This is a genomic window from Paenibacillus sp. HWE-109, assembly GCF_022163125.1.
In the GTDB taxonomy this organism is placed as follows: domain Bacteria; phylum Bacillota; class Bacilli; order Paenibacillales; family NBRC-103111; genus Paenibacillus_E.
The window spans coordinates 3,879,461-3,893,877 of sequence record NZ_CP091881.1 but is presented as its reverse complement, the minus strand read 5'-3'; the positions used below and the strand labels follow the sequence as shown (position 1 = coordinate 3,893,877).

14 protein-coding genes are annotated in these 14,417 nt (G+C 48.0%); all 14 read left to right on the top strand.

From position 1 onward, the window contains the following. The first annotated feature begins 4 nt into the window (after nucleotides 1–4). The 14 genes from LOZ80_RS16600 (at nucleotide 5) to LOZ80_RS16535 (ending at nucleotide 14,409) form a co-directional block, all read left to right on the top strand. Nucleotides 5–1,603: an ABC transporter substrate-binding protein gene (locus tag LOZ80_RS16600; RefSeq protein ID WP_238173007.1), complete on the top strand. Its 1,599-nt coding sequence runs from the start codon at nucleotides 5–7 to the stop codon at nucleotides 1,601–1,603. A 21-nt stretch (nucleotides 1,604–1,624) separates the two neighbouring features. Next, on the top strand, nucleotides 1,625–2,551 hold the full coding sequence (locus tag LOZ80_RS16595) for an ABC transporter permease (RefSeq protein WP_238172410.1): 927 nt from the start codon (nucleotides 1,625–1,627) through the stop codon (nucleotides 2,549–2,551). Between the two features lie 47 nt (nucleotides 2,552–2,598). Then, nucleotides 2,599–3,492: an ABC transporter permease gene (locus tag LOZ80_RS16590; RefSeq protein ID WP_238172409.1), complete on the top strand. Its 894-nt coding sequence runs from the start codon at nucleotides 2,599–2,601 to the stop codon at nucleotides 3,490–3,492. A gap of 16 nt (nucleotides 3,493–3,508) precedes the next feature. Beyond that, entirely contained in the window at nucleotides 3,509–5,536 is a 2,028-nt protein-coding gene (locus LOZ80_RS16585) for an ABC transporter ATP-binding protein (protein ID WP_238172408.1), read from the top strand. A gap of 110 nt (nucleotides 5,537–5,646) precedes the next feature. Further along, a complete protein-coding gene (locus LOZ80_RS16580) occupies nucleotides 5,647–6,525 on the top strand; it encodes a transporter substrate-binding domain-containing protein (RefSeq protein WP_238172407.1) in 879 nt (292 codons plus the stop codon). Continuing rightward, nucleotides 6,526–7,224: an amino acid ABC transporter permease gene (locus LOZ80_RS16575; protein ID WP_238172406.1), complete on the top strand. Its 699-nt coding sequence runs from the start codon at nucleotides 6,526–6,528 to the stop codon at nucleotides 7,222–7,224. 10 nt (nucleotides 7,225–7,234) lie between these two features. Next, nucleotides 7,235–7,945: an amino acid ABC transporter permease gene (locus LOZ80_RS16570; RefSeq protein WP_189006680.1), complete on the top strand. Its 711-nt coding sequence runs from the start codon at nucleotides 7,235–7,237 to the stop codon at nucleotides 7,943–7,945. Further along, the gene (locus LOZ80_RS16565) at nucleotides 7,942–8,694 is read left to right on the top strand and encodes an amino acid ABC transporter ATP-binding protein (RefSeq protein WP_189006678.1); all 753 of its coding nucleotides are present in this window, start codon (nucleotides 7,942–7,944) and stop codon (nucleotides 8,692–8,694) included. The genes LOZ80_RS16570 and LOZ80_RS16565 overlap by 4 nt, the downstream gene beginning before the upstream one ends. A gap of 40 nt (nucleotides 8,695–8,734) precedes the next feature. Continuing rightward, nucleotides 8,735–9,883 carry an N-methyl-L-tryptophan oxidase gene (gene solA, locus LOZ80_RS16560; RefSeq protein ID WP_283214791.1) on the top strand — a complete coding sequence of 383 codons (1,149 nt, stop codon included), beginning with the start codon at nucleotides 8,735–8,737 and terminating at the stop codon, nucleotides 9,881–9,883. Between the two features lie 16 nt (nucleotides 9,884–9,899). After that, nucleotides 9,900–10,397: a GNAT family N-acetyltransferase gene (locus LOZ80_RS16555; RefSeq protein WP_238172404.1), complete on the top strand. Its 498-nt coding sequence runs from the start codon at nucleotides 9,900–9,902 to the stop codon at nucleotides 10,395–10,397. A 90-nt stretch (nucleotides 10,398–10,487) separates the two neighbouring features. Continuing rightward, the gene (locus tag LOZ80_RS16550; RefSeq protein ID WP_238172403.1) at nucleotides 10,488–11,495 is read left to right on the top strand and encodes an LLM class flavin-dependent oxidoreductase; all 1,008 of its coding nucleotides are present in this window, start codon (nucleotides 10,488–10,490) and stop codon (nucleotides 11,493–11,495) included. An 87-nt stretch (nucleotides 11,496–11,582) separates the two neighbouring features. Beyond that, on the top strand, nucleotides 11,583–11,804 hold the full coding sequence (locus tag LOZ80_RS16545; RefSeq protein ID WP_238172402.1) for a hypothetical protein: 222 nt from the start codon (nucleotides 11,583–11,585) through the stop codon (nucleotides 11,802–11,804). 450 nt (nucleotides 11,805–12,254) lie between these two features. Then, nucleotides 12,255–13,256 (top strand): helix-turn-helix domain-containing protein, encoded by a 1,002-nt coding sequence (locus LOZ80_RS16540; RefSeq protein ID WP_238172401.1) that lies wholly within the window; start codon nucleotides 12,255–12,257, stop codon nucleotides 13,254–13,256. A gap of 208 nt (nucleotides 13,257–13,464) precedes the next feature. Then, a complete protein-coding gene (locus tag LOZ80_RS16535; RefSeq protein WP_238172400.1) occupies nucleotides 13,465–14,409 on the top strand; it encodes an ABC transporter substrate-binding protein in 945 nt (314 codons plus the stop codon). The last annotated feature ends 8 nt before the right edge of the window (nucleotides 14,410–14,417 follow it).

Here is a 14,417-nt window from a genome sequence, read left to right as displayed (position 1 = left end):
AGCGATGATAATAGGATTAACGGGATGCGGTTCAACGAATAATGGCAATGGGAAGTCAGCTGAGCCAGGGAAACAAGAAGCCAAGCAAGCAGCAGTCGTAGGTGGGGATCTAACCTATGCGTTAGCCACTTCGCCGGATTCCTTGGATCCGCATCGCAGCGGTCTTGCCGTAGCGGTTCGGGTGCTTCGAACGATCTATGACAGCTTGGTAGTACAGCTTCCTGATGGTTCGATTAAACCATGGCTTGCCACGGAGTGGACGACAGCTCCAGATGGTCTCAGCTATACGTTCAAACTGCGCAAGGATGTGAAATTCCACGACGGGACGCCGTTTACAGCGGAAGCTGTTAAGTTCAGCTATGATCGTATCTTGGATCCGGCTACCAAAGCTGCTAATTCTGTAGCTCTGATCAAGCCGTACAAATCGTCCGAAATTATTGATGATTATACGATAAAAATTAACCTGGAAACGCCGTCCAGAGCCTTCCTCGGCAATTTAAGCCAAGCGCTGCTAGGGATTGTGTCCCCAACATCAGCCAAGAAGTTCGGCGACCAGTTTGGCAAAAACCCGGTGGGGTCAGGGCCGTTTACCTTTGTGAAATGGGAGGAAAATGCCACGATTCAAGTGAAGCGCAATCCAGATTATGCCTGGGCGCCTGAACTTGTAGAGAACAAAGGGAAGTCGTATTTGGATCAAATTACGTTCAGCATTGTGCCGGAAGAAGCAACACGAATCGGCAGTGTGCAAAGTAAACAAGTATTAGCCGGTGAGACCGTGCCTCCACAGAACATTGTTTCCTTGAAATCGGATACGAGTGTGCAGGTTCATCAAGTTAATACGACAGGATTACCGTACACCTTATTTATTAATCAACGTAAAACACCTTGGAATGATGTCAAAGCCAGACAAGCGCTGCAAGCGGCAATTGATGTAGATGCAATTGTGAAAACACTGTATTTGGGCACTTATCCGCGTTCTTGGTCACCCCTTACACCCGGAGTTATCGGTTATGATGCCTCATTGGAAAATGGTATTAAACCAGACGTAGCGAAAGCAAATAAGCTTCTCGATGAGCTTGGGTGGGTCAAAGGCACGGACGGCGTTCGTGTGAAAGACGGCAAGAAATTAACGCTGCACTATGTCGATGGCTCGCCGAATCGCGAGAAACGCAATGATATTGCCGTCATTATCCAACAACAATTGAAACAAATCGGCGTCGTCGTTGAAGTGGAAATTACCAAAGATACAGCCAATGTTGTTTACACCAAAGGGGACTATGACATTTATGGCAATAGTCAGGTCAACACGGATCCGAATGCGTTATATGCGTTTTATCATACTGGTGACCCCAAAGCCCGTCCAACGCTGCCAGGTCTCGCTGATCCGCAAGTGGACAAATGGCTGGAGCAAGGGGCTATTGAGCCTGACGATAAAAAGCGTGTAGACCTGTATAAACAAGTTCAAAAAGCGATTATTGATCAAGCGGTGATCATTCCGATCTATGTATTCCCGTATACCGTAGCCGCATCCAAAACAGTTAAAGGTCTGAAGTTTGATCCGCTCGGATATCCACTCTTCAATGATACGTTTATCCAAAAATAACGAAATGAGGCGTTTATCACGATGGCCAGGATCATAACAGAAAGGCTGATTGTTTCCTTGCTAGTCATTCTCGGTTCTTTAGTCCTTGTTTTCTGTATCCTCTATCTGCTTCCGGGAGATCCGGTTCTGTCTATGATTGATCCTTCATCTATGACGCCAGAGGCGATAGCGAATCTAAGGAACCAGCTAGGCTTGAATGAGCCGTTCTATGTCCAATTTGGCCATTATGTCTTCTCCATGCTGCATGGAGATTTCGGCAAGTCATTGCTGAATAGTGAACCTGTTTTGCCCAAAATACTCAAGCATCTGCCTGCGACTTTGGCCTTAACATTGGCTAGCACTTTGATATCCACTGTCTTAGGCGTCGGACTGGGTGTGCTGTCGGCCATTCACCGCAATCGTCTGATTGACGTTGTGGCGCGCATTGTTGGCTTGTTTGGGATCTCGATGCCGACTTTCTGGTCAGGGATTCTCTTGATTCTCATTTTCTCTGTTTCCTTGGGATGGTTTCCGGCGATGGGGTCCAAAGGGTTGATCACGCTCGTTCTTCCTTCTCTTGCTCTTGGCTTTGTCGGTGCGGGATTCATAGTTCGGATGGTGCGAAACTCGATGCTCGAGGTTATCAACGAACATTTCATTGTGACCCTGCGGGCCAAAGGGGTATCGGAGAAAATAGTGATGTACCGCCATGCGCTGCGCAATGCTTTAATTCCGGCGATCACGATTATCGGGATTCATATCGGTGATTTGTTGGCAGGTACGGTTGTCATTGAGACGGTGTTCTCTAGACAAGGGATCGGCCGAATCCTTGCGGATGCGATTATGTCCAAAGACTTGCCTGTTGTTCAAGGGGTTGTTTTTTTCTCAGCCATCATCTATGTCTTGGTAAATTTGTTAGTCGATATCTCCTATGTATTCATTGATCCTCGAGTTCGGAGAACACAGTAAGCATACACGGAACGGGACATGGTAAGACACAAGAGAGGAGAAAGAGGATGAAAGAAGCTGTTTCTACACGGGCTGTCTGGCAAAAGGGTCATTGGCAGCTTCGTTTTCCCAAATTGACCCGTAAATTGAATGCGACGGAAATACTCGTTTATTTGGCTGCTATCGTCACTTTATTCATTATTGGCTGTGCGATATTTCCGGGTTGGATTGCTCCCTATGCGCCAACGGCCATGATGACAGATCAAATCCTGCAGGCGCCGAGCAAAGCCCACTTATTCGGAACAGACTATTTTGGCCGAGATATATTTAGCGTCGTTGTGTTCGGCAGTCGGGACTCGTTGTTTATCGGTTTTGCGTCTGTGCTTGCAGGTGGGCTAGTTGGCGGGATCATTGGTTCAATTGCTGGCTACATTGGCGGTGTGCTTGACACGATCTTTATGCGGATCATCGATGTTCTGATGACGATACCGGGCATATTGCTGGCTTTGGCTATTGCTGCTGCACTCGGCCCTCATTTATTCAATCTGATTTTTGCTGTAGCTGCCGCCTCTGTTCCCCAATATGCCAGGGTTATGCGTGGGCAAATCTTGAGCATTAAAAACCGCTCTTTCATCACGGCTTCGCGCTCCATTGGCGCTTCAAGGGGGAGAATATTTTTCCGGCATGTGCTGACGAATGCTTGGTCTCCGCTGCTTGTGATGTCCACGATCGGACTCGGCTCCTCGATCTTGGTGGGCGCAGGTTTAAGTTTCCTCGGGTTAGGTGTGCTCAAAGAGGTTCCCGACTGGGGGACTTTATTATCCCAAGGCAGAGGTTACTTAACGGTTGCTTGGTGGATATGTACGTTTCCTGGCCTGGCGATTACTGCTTTTGTGCTATCGGTCAATTTAATCGGAGATAAGCTGCGCGACGCCTTGGATCCAAAACAGAGAAGGTCATAACTAGGGGGCGGGCAAGGTGAAGCAATTGCTGGAGATTGCGAATTTAAGTGTTGAATTTACTTCTCATTCCGGCGTTCTTAAGGCGATTGAGGACGTGTCTCTAACGATTGGGCAAGGGGAAACGGTTTGTCTTGTGGGCGAATCCGGCAGCGGCAAGTCGGTTACATCAAAGTCGGTCATGCGCTTGATTGATTATGAGAACGGCAAGATTTCCGAAGGTCAGATTTGGCTGGATGGGGATGAATTGACGCGATTGCCGCAGAAAGAACTGCGGGCGCTGCGTGGCAAGAAGATGGCTATGGTTTTTCAGGAGCCAATGGCAGCCTTCGATCCCGTGTTTACCATCGGGAGTCAAATTATTGAAGTGATCATTCAGCACAAGCAAGGGAATCGACATCAGGCTTGGGAGCGGGCTGTGCATTTATTGCAGCGTGTCGGCATCCCGGAACCGGAAATTCGGATGAAGCAATACCCCGGTGAAATGTCAGGCGGCATGCTGCAGCGCGCCATGATCGCTATGGCGCTTGCTTGCGGCCCGCAACTGCTTATTGCCGATGAGCCGACAACCGCGCTTGATGTGACGATTCAGGCACAAATTCTGCATTTGCTGCAGGAGCTCAAAGCGGAGTTTAATATGTCGATCCTGCTCATTACGCACGATATGGGGATTGCTGCCGAGATGGCCGATCGCATTATCGTGATGTATGCCGGGCAAATCGTGGAACAGGCTACTGTGCAGCAGTTGTTTACAACGCCTCATCATCCGTATACACGGGGCTTGCTGCGTTCCATTACAACGATAGACAGCGATCGTTCTTCGCGGTTGTTTTCCATTGAAGGGACCATTCCACCGTTATCGGAACTGCCATCGGGGTGCCGGTTTCATCCGCGCTGCCCTTATGCGTCAGATCATTGCAGGCAGGAAAGTCCACCGCTCCGTCAAGTGAATGACCGTTTAACCGCTTGTTGGCATGCGGAAGAATTCGTTCGGCTGGAGGAGTGGCAAGCTGATGGGAAGGCGTCAAGCGAAACGGTTCTCCTGGCCGATCATCCGCGCTCAGAAGGGCAAGAGACGGTAAAGGAGACTCTTTTCGAAGTCAAAGGGTTAAGTAAATTTTATCCGCTTGGCAAAGGGGCATTCAACCGTTCTCAAGCATCCATCCGAGCTGTGGAGGATGTCTCATTTACGATTAAGAAGGGGGAAACCTTCGGTCTGGTAGGTGAATCCGGTAGCGGCAAGTCCACACTGGGCAGGGTGCTGCTGCAGCTTGAGAAGGCCACGGAAGGCAAGGTGTTTTTCGGCGGACAGGATTTATCCGAGCTCTCTACCAAAGGGCTTCAGGAAGCAAGACGCGAGATGCAGGTCATCTTCCAAGACCCTTACGGTTCGGTGAACCCGCGATGGAAAGTCGGCGACATTATCGGAGAACCCTTTGATATTCATCATGCTCTGAGCCGTGCGGAGAAACGTGAGAAGGTCGAGCAATTATTGGAACTTGTCGGCTTAAACCGGACCAGCTACGATCGGTATCCGCATGAGTTTTCAGGCGGGCAGAGGCAGCGAATTGGCATCGCGCGGGCGATTGCGCTCAATCCGCAGTTTATTCTGGCCGATGAGGCGGTATCTGCTTTGGATGTATCGGTGCAAGCGCAGATTGTGAACTTGATGCAGGATTTGCAGAAAAAGCTTGGGCTGACGTATTTATTTATCGCGCATGGCTTAAATATTGTGCGGCATATCTCGGATCGCATCGGTGTCATGTACTTGGGCAAAATGGTCGAAATTGCACCGAGTGAGGCGCTATTTCTTCATCCCACGCATCACTATACCAAAGGATTGCTTTCCTCGATCCCTTCACCGGATCCAACCCGGAAACGGGAGTGGCTTGCGATTGAAGGTGAAATTCCATCCCCAGCGAATCCGCCATCCGGGTGCAGATTCCATACCCGCTGCCCGGCAGCTACAGCCAAATGCCAAGAGGAGCAGCCGGAATTGCGGCAAATCCGCGAAGAGCATTGGACGGCTTGTCATTACCCTTTGTAAGAGGCAGATCTTTCATATAACCGGGGAAACCGGTTTTCTTTTCGATTTAATACATAGTTTATCAATTGGAATAGTGTAGTATAAACATAACCCTTAGGAGGCAATCCACAATGAAAAAATTAACTATTCTTTCTTCCCTTATCCTTACCGCTGCTTTCGCTGCAGGCTGCGGTGCTCAAACGAAGACCGCCAACACGGCACCGTCAGCGGCGGCAGCCACGGCGGCTGCTGGAACGTCAGCGCCATCCACGCAAGCAACCGCTGCAGCAGCGGCGCCAAAAGCGGTGAAAAAGATTGTGGTGGGCACAGGAACACAGTTCCCCAATATTTGCTTTATTGATGATAAAGGCAATCTGACTGGTTATGATGTGGAGCTTGTCAAAGAAATTGACAAGCGGTTGCCCGAGTATGAATTTGAATTGAAAACGATGGAATTCAAAAATCTGCTGCTTAGTCTGGAGACGAATAAAATTGATTTCATTGCGCACCAAATGGAAGTGAACGACGAGCGCAAGCAGAAGTTCCTTTTCAACGATGAGGCCTACAATATTTTTCCGAATAAAATTATCGTTCACAAAGACAATAACGCGGTGAAATCAATTGATGATCTCAAAGGCAAAAAGCTGCTGGTCACCGCCACAAGCAATGCCGCTGTGTTGGCTGAAAAGTATAACAAGGAGCATAACACAGGCATTAACATCGTGTACACGGCAGCTGGTGAAGATGCGAAGACACTGATCAAGCAGGGGAGGGCCGATGCTTCGATCAGCACGCAATTTGCCATCGACTTCGTGAATAAATCCGTAGATGCCCAGTTAAAAACAGTTGGAGAGCCTTTATCCAACTCCAAAGTGTACTTTATTCTGCGCAAAGATGGCGATGAATTGAAGAAGAAAATCGATGAGGCCGTGAAAGCGATCAAAGCCGATGGGACATTAAGCAAACTGAGTACGCAGTGGCTGGGAGCCGACTACACTGTGGGGAATTAGATGGGAAAATCATTCGATATCACCCTAGTCGCGGATTTCCTGCCTAAGCTGTTGTATTATTTGCCCTTGACCTTGCTTATTTTAGCAGCTTCCCTTGCTTTGGGGCTTATTCTAGGAACACTTATAGCCATTACGCGTTTGTATCGAATTCCGGTGTTAAATGAAATCTCCATCGTGTATGTTTCCTTCATTCGGGGAACGCCGATTCTGATTCAATTGTTTCTTGTGTTTTACGGCTTGCCGATGCTGCTGGAAATTGTCCATATCAATATTTCCAGGTGGGACCCGATCTACTTCGTCATTATTACCTACGGGTTAAGCATTGCAGCGTTTAAATCGGAAAATATCCGGGCGGCGGTCAACGCCGTCGATCGGGGGCAGACGGAAGCCGCTTATGCGGTTGGCATGACGGGGACGCAGTCTTTTGCCCGGATCATAGCGCCCCAAGCGCTGTTGATTGCTTTTCCCAACTTTGCCAATTCTGTCATTGGCTTTCTGAAAGACACCTCGTTGGCTTTTTCCATCGGAGTCATGGATATGATGGGGCGCGGTCAAACCTTGATTGCGGCTACCGCTCATACGTTGGAAGTGTATATCAGCTTGACGATTATTTATTACGTGACCGTACTTGTGTTTGAGAAAGTGTTCCGGGTGACGGAATTCAGACTGCAAAGGCATGAACGTCCGCTAACGGGGTGAGGTAAGGGATATGAAAATTGATATTGTATTCATTTATACGGCTTTTTTTGAGATTCTCAAGGCGCTTCCGCTGACCCTTGTACTGACCTTCATTCCGCTTGTGATTGGCTTCGGTATTGGTTTATTAACCGCTTTCGCTCGCATATACAAAGTGAAATATATCTATAGGCTGCTGGATTTCTATGTTTCCTTTCTGCGGGGAACGCCGATCTTGCTGCACATCACGGTCATTTATTTCGGGCTGCCGCTCGTAATTGATCGATTGTCCGCTTATTACGGTTGGAGCTTCAAATCGTCCTCCGTGCCTTCCTTGCTGATTGTTCTGACGGCTTTCTCCATCACCGCCGGGGCGTATATGTCGGAAATCATTCGTTCTGGTATACTGTCGGTGGATCGCGGCCAGATTGAGGCGGCTCATTCCATTGGGATGTCGACGCCGCAGGCGCTTTGGCGTATTGTTGCGCCGCAAGCCATCGGGGTGATTTTACCGAATTTATGCAACATTTTTGTAGGCTTTCTGCATACGTCGTCGCTGGCCTTTACCGTATCTCAGATGGAACTTCTCGGCAAAGCAAGCGTTGTGGCGTCGGTCAGTTTAAAATTCTTGGAAGCCTATATTGCGGCAGCTTTTATTTATTGGGGTTTGACGCTGTTGGCTGAACGCTTGACGGCATTTTTGGAGAAAAAAGTCACCGTGTACAATCGAGGGGGTGTTGTATGATTCAGTTAACGAACATTCATAAGGCTTTTGGCAAAAATAAAGTGCTGAACGGTATTCATTTAACTGTTGAAAAAGGCGACGTTGTGGCGATCCTGGGGCCAAGCGGTTCCGGCAAAACAACGCTGCTGCGGTGCGTGAATTTCCTTGAGCGTCCAAATGAAGGCGAAATTTCGATTGGTGATTTTAAAATTAGCGGCAAACATCCAAGCAAGCAGGATATCCTCCAACTGCGGAAGAAAACCGCGATGGTGTTTCAGCATTATAATCTGTTTAAACATAAAACCGTCCTGGAAAATGTGATGGAAGGTCTTGTTATTGCTCAAAAACAGCCCAAAGAAGAAGCAAGGCGCACAAGTCTTGAGGTGCTGAACAAAGTCGGGCTCTCTGACAAAATTGATGCCTATCCGAGTCAGCTTTCTGGCGGCCAACAACAGCGTGTAGGCATTGCCCGCGCACTGGCGCTTAATCCAGAAGTCATTCTATTCGATGAACCGACCTCAGCACTGGATCCGGAATTGGTAGGCGAGGTGCTGTCGGTGATCCGCAAGATCGCGGATGATGGCGTCACGATGATTATTGTGACCCACGAAGTTAGCTTCGCGAGGGAAGTATCGAGCCATGTTGTGTTTATGGATGGCGGCGTGATCGTAGAGCAGGGAGAACCTGAGGATGTTTTTGTTAGACCTAGAGAGGAGAGAACGAGGCAGTTCTTGAAGCGTGTAACACCGGATTGGAGTTATGTGATATAAAGGAAAGCAACGAGTGGAATTAGAAAAGGGGTGAGGACGTATACCAACCTCATATGATGTCATTATCATTGGCGCAGGGTCCATGGGAATGAGTGCCGGATATCATTTGGCGAAAAATAATGTCAAAGTGCTGCTGATAGATAAATTTGATCCTCCGCACACCGCGGGCAGCCATCATGGGGAAACGCGGCTGATCCGTCATGCTTATTCAGGCAGTGGAACTTACACGGCAATGGCGCTTAGAGCGGATAAGCTGTGGACGGAACTGGAAGAAGACTGCGGACAGCAATTGTTGGTCCGCAGCGGTGTGCTCAATATGGGTGCCGCGGAATCCGCGAATTTGGAAGTCAAACGGCAGGCGGCAGTTGATTTCGGAATTCAGGTAGAGCAGCTGGCTGCGGATGAAATTCGCAAACGCTGGCCCGGAGTTCAGCCGCCTGACACTTATGTGGGCTTGTATGAATCGAAGGCAGGTTATCTGAACAGCGAGGCTTGTGTGCGTGCCTACCGTCAGCAAGCCTTAGCGGCAGGTGCGAGACTTCTGGTGAATACGCAAGTTACCAACATTCAGGTGCACACTAGCGGTGTTACCGTGCATACCTTGGATGGCGCTTATCACGCTGACCAGCTTGTTCTCTCTGCGGGAGCTTGGTTCGGAACATTGGAGGACATCGTTAAACTCCCCATTCGCTCTGTACGCAAAGCGGTAGCCTGGTTTCAATCGGATCAAGCGCTGTACGACGCCTCCGTCTTTCCAGGGTTTACTTTCGGGGCCGATCATGGCGGCTTCTACGGATTTCCGAGCATTAACGGCTCCGGCGTGAAAATCGGTCGGCATGATGCAGGCCAAGTGTGGAAGCCTGGGCAGTTGTTCGCGCCGTTTGGTGCGTATCCGGACGATGAACAGGATTTGCGCCGAGCGCTGGAAGCCTTTCTGCCGCAAGCAGCAGGGAGAGTGGTTCGCACGGCTGTATGCAAATATGAAATGACGCCAGATGAACACTTCATTATTGATCGTCATCCCGTACACAAGCATGTGCTGCTTGCGGGAGGTTTCTCTGGCCATGGCTTCAAATTTGCCAGTGTCGTCGGTGAAATGTTAAAGGATTTGATCCAGAAGGGTCAAACGAATTATGATATTTCCTCCTTTGCCTTATCCAGGTTTCAGAGTGCGGAAAGTGTCCAATAAATAGGAAGGTGATGACATGAGCGAGGTGTATCGTTTAGCAACGATTGACGATGCAGAAGAACAATTTCAAGTTATTCATCATGCGTATGCGTCTATCCGCGAGCTGGGCATTACGTTTCTTGCTGCGAATGCGGATATTGACCTCATTAGGGATAATTTGCTGAATAATACCAGCTATGTATTAGAGATTGATGGTGCTATTGCCGCTACACTTTCCTTAAAAAATTTGCCCGAACTGACTGAGCTGCCCTTCTTATATTGGTTTGCAGTTTCACCAGCTTACAAGAATCAAGGTATTGGCAACCGGCTGCTCGCGTATGTGGAGGAAGTGATTGTGCGCGATACACTGCTCGCAGACGGAGTCGTCCTTGCTACTTCCCAGAAACATCCGTGGCTGCTTACGATGTACCAAAGAAAGGGTTATGAAGCCTTCTTCCAAAGGCCGCTTGGGGATTCGGATACGTTAATCTATTTGAAGAAAAAGTTGTTAAAGCAGGCTAGTCTTGCCCAATAAAAGATGAAGTGAGCAGTCGTTAGCAAGGGGAACGGCTGCTTTTGCTATTCTGTGCTTATTTGTGTTACAGTTAGTTTAGAGGTGATGTAGATGTTGAAATTGGGGATTTTGGACCAATCACAAATAGGCGAAGGCCGTAATGCCGCAGAAACATTAGTTGAAACGACAGAACTGGCGCAAGAAGCAGATCAACTTGGTTATACACGTTATTGGGTATCCGAGCATCATGCCTCTCAAGCGCTGGCTCATTCCAGTCCAGAAGTGCTAATTGCTCATCTGGCGGCCAAAACGAAGCGGATTCGCTTAGGCTCCGGCGGTATTATGATGCCGCATTACAGTGCTTATAAAGTTGCAGAAAATTTCCGTTTGTTGGAGGCTCTTCATCCTGGACGAATCGATGTAGGTCTGGGGCGTGCGCCAGGCGGGATGCCGATTTCTACACGCGCTCTGCAAGAGGGCAAGTATACAGGCGTTGATCAGTACCCGCAGCAGGTGGCGGATTTGACGGGCTATCTCCATGATGCGCTGCCGGGGAATCACCGATTCGCCGGGCTTCATGCGTCGCCTGTCATCAACACAGCACCAGACATCTGGCTGCTAGGTTCCTCGTATGACAGTGCCCGAATTGCCGCGGATCAAGGTGCTGCTTTTGGTTTTGCGCAATTTTTCGGCAATGCAGATTGCGAACAAGCTTTGCGCATTTATCGGGAGCACTTTAAGCCATCGATCTTGAATGCACAAGCCCATTCTCTGGCGGCCATTCTGGTTATTTGCGCAGATACGGAAGAAGAGGCCAAGCGTTTGGCGACGAGCACGGACCTATTCTTTCTCTCGCTGGGCCGCGGCGCGCTGCTGCCATCTTTCCCTTCTGTAGAGACGGCGATGAACTATCCGTACACGGAATCAGATCTGCAACTGATCCGCGGCCGTCAGCACAAACGGGTTGTCGGAACGCCGGAGCAAGTGAAGGCGGAAATTCTCAAATTGAATGAAGCGTACCAAGCGGATGAAATTATGGTCGTTTCGCCGATACATGACGTGGCGGCACGTGTTCATTCTTATCGCTTACTGGCGAAAGCTTTCGAACTGCAAGGATAAACTTGTGTAGAGAGTTCACAATTTGCAGCAAATATTTGCGTTTTTCCGCGCCTGCCTTTACACTTAAAACAAAAATGGAGTGGTGAAATGAGTAAAGGCAGAGTGTGGAACAAAGGAAAACGCAATGGCGGCGGCGGACCTGCGCCGGGAACGAGCTACAAAGAAAAGCTTGAAGCTACCTTGAAAGAAGAAGGCAAGTTTGTTGAAGTTATTGATCTTAAAAATCCGATTAACCAAGTGAAGCGGATGAATCGTGACAATTGGGTGGAACGTCCTGTTCGTGTAATTGGGCAGAAGCCGAAAGTATAGGTACGGCAATTTACCAAAGAGCCTCAATTCATCCGTGATGATGATTGAGGTTTTTTTATATGTTTTGGAGTGAGCACGGAGTGACTCCGGCCGCCTTGTGCGAACAGAGGGAGGGAACCACAGTCCGCTATTCTAGCCAAAAGTATCCATATAGCGGGGGTGTGGGAACTATAGTCCGCTATTTTGCTGTTTCAAGGCAATTTCAGCGTTTTTCGTGGAAATAAGACCCTGAAGTTCCGCTAATACCCTAGCATCCCTACTATTTGCCTATATAGCGCCCTCTAGTTCCCTTAACAGGTTTTGTCGCTACGAAGAGGCTGATCTTTCAGGGCGGCGAAGCCGTTTTTCATTATCTGTTGCTGTGGAAAATGTCCATGTACATTGATTCCATATTACTTATAATTGGGGTAATGGAACCAATGCAGTAAATAATTAATAGAGGTGCTTACGATGGAGAATGGTGAGAGATGGTGTCAAATTGACAATAAGATTGATAGCAATTGTTCGCTAACGCTGGAATTGAATCATATGTATAAATCCTCTTGGTTTGATCAAATTGTCAAGCTGCCTGAACAGATGGGGCAAGGATATTGGCAGCGAGTGCAACCCAATTCATTTTTGGAATTGGTTATTTGTGATGTTTCCTTTCATGACAATATGAAAATGAGCAGCAAGGAAGGGGGAAACAGCTTAAACCTTGGATTTTGTCTAGGGGAGAGCATACATTGGAGCGTTGCTGGGCAGCCAGGGGAGTTTGGGCTGGAATCTGGCGGGGTATCGGTATATGGGGATAATGAAGCAAGCAATAATTGTCAGTATGAGCGAGACAGACGGTTTCAAGGATTGACGATTAAATTCAATCATACGGAGTCGAATGGCGCGCTGCAGCATCTTCCCCTGCACAAGCTGTCTGCGGTGTTAGCGGCTAATTGCGGACTGTATTATAACACGCAATCGACACCCGCTCTGAAGCGGGTTGTTCATGAGATCACGCATTGTCAGTACCACGGGGATATCAAACGTATTTATTTGGAAGGAAAAGTTATGGAGTTAGTTGCTATTTATTTAAGCGAATCTTTGATGGAGAAAAATCTTAGCAGCACGTCCACCTCAGGATTATCCCGAACAGATATAGCAAGCCTGCAACGTGCCAAAGACATCGTCGATGCCAATTTGATTTCTCCTCCTAGTCTGGCGGCGCTTGCCCAACGTGTTTGCCTTAACGAATTTAAGCTCAAGAAAGGGTTTAAGCTGTTATTTGGCCTGCCCGTTTATGCTTATGTAATCGATCAACGACTGGAAAGAGCTTTTGGATTGTTAAGAGAAAGCCACATGACGATTACGGAGGCAGCTTACGCCGTCGGTTTCGGTAAAGCGGGCCATTTTTCGGAACATTTCAAAAAGAAATTCGGTGTCAATCCTTCTGATTATTTCCGACATCTGAAGCGCTAATGAAGCATTCAATCCGTTTTCGTGTCTTAAAACTCCCGATTGGGGTATCTCCTTCCAGAACATCTGTGAGATAGTAGATTGCGACAACTGATCATGACGAATAGAGAATGAACTTTTTTTTGAGTTCCATTGATAATGATTATTATTATCTGTGAGTTGAGGATCAGAAAATGTTACAACTAGAGGAGATACAGGGAGGAGAAAGTCAATGAGAAACGTAATGAGATTGGCCATTGTATGTTGCATTCTGGTGTTGGCGGGATGCGGGATTACACAGACAAACGGAGGAAAGGAACCTTCCAAACAACAGGTAATTGTTAATCCGAACGGGCAGAAGGTCACGGTTCCGATAAATCCAAAGCGTATCGCCGATCTTTCGGGATCAACCGAGGAACTTTTGCTGCTCGGGATTAAACCCATTGCCTCAGCGAATGCGGATTATGGAGACCGGAAGGTATTTTCCCCTACAATTAAGGATCTTTTGGGGAAGGATACAGTTAATCTCGGATGGTATGGGGAAGCAATCAGTGTAGAGGCCGTGATGTCAGTTGAACCGGATTTAATTATTCTCGGCAGCTTGTTCAATCAGGAAATGTACGATCAGTTATCGAAAATCGCGCCTACCGTAATTGTCCCGTACCCTTATTATGAGTGGAGAAACCGATTGGATTTCCTAGCCAAGCTTCTTGGAGAAGTAGAAAAGAAAGACAAGTGGTTAGAAACCTACGAAAGCAAGGTCGCAGCATGGAAGAAGAAGTTGGAACCAATTCTTCAAGGTGAGACATTAGCCGTCATTGAAACTTATCCCAAAAATCTAGTCGTCTATTCTTCCACAGGAACGGCTGAGCTTGTTTACATGGATCTGGGCATCAAGAAGGCGACGGGAATTCCAGAACCAGAAGCTTGGGGAGGCATTCAAATCGCTCTGGAAGGATTATCTACGATCAACCCAGACCATTTGATTCTGATGGAGAACAGCGAGAACAAAATGAGTGACAGTCAGGTATGGACCAATATGAAGGCCGTACAGAAGAAGAACATCTACAAGATCACGAATGTTGATAACTATAATTATTCTTATACAGCGTTGGGTCGCATGGTTCTATTGGATAAGCTTGGACAGCTAATTCTGGATAAACATAAACAAAGCTAGGACGAACA

Bases quoted from the DNA above. Each gene is read 5' to 3' on its own strand.
- LOZ80_RS16555 (WP_238172404.1), top strand. From the start codon at position 9,900: ATGAGCGAGGTGTATCGTTTAGCAACGATTGACGATGCAGAAGAACAA.
- LOZ80_RS16565 (WP_189006678.1), top strand. From the start codon at position 7,942: ATGATTCAGTTAACGAACATTCATAAGGCTTTTGGCAAAAATAAAGTG.
- LOZ80_RS16595 (WP_238172410.1), top strand. From the start codon at position 1,625: ATGGCCAGGATCATAACAGAAAGGCTGATTGTTTCCTTGCTAGTCATT.
- LOZ80_RS16600 (WP_238173007.1), top strand. From the start codon at position 5: ATGATAATAGGATTAACGGGATGCGGTTCAACGAATAATGGCAATGGG.
- LOZ80_RS16575 (WP_238172406.1), top strand. From the start codon at position 6,526: ATGGGAAAATCATTCGATATCACCCTAGTCGCGGATTTCCTGCCTAAG.
- LOZ80_RS16570 (WP_189006680.1), top strand. From the start codon at position 7,235: ATGAAAATTGATATTGTATTCATTTATACGGCTTTTTTTGAGATTCTC.
- LOZ80_RS16550 (WP_238172403.1), top strand. From the start codon at position 10,488: ATGTTGAAATTGGGGATTTTGGACCAATCACAAATAGGCGAAGGCCGT.
- LOZ80_RS16535 (WP_238172400.1), top strand. From the start codon at position 13,465: ATGAGAAACGTAATGAGATTGGCCATTGTATGTTGCATTCTGGTGTTG.
- LOZ80_RS16545 (WP_238172402.1), top strand. From the start codon at position 11,583: ATGAGTAAAGGCAGAGTGTGGAACAAAGGAAAACGCAATGGCGGCGGC.
- LOZ80_RS16580 (WP_238172407.1), top strand. From the start codon at position 5,647: ATGAAAAAATTAACTATTCTTTCTTCCCTTATCCTTACCGCTGCTTTC.
- LOZ80_RS16540 (WP_238172401.1), top strand. From the start codon at position 12,255: ATGGAGAATGGTGAGAGATGGTGTCAAATTGACAATAAGATTGATAGC.
- LOZ80_RS16590 (WP_238172409.1), top strand. From the start codon at position 2,599: ATGAAAGAAGCTGTTTCTACACGGGCTGTCTGGCAAAAGGGTCATTGG.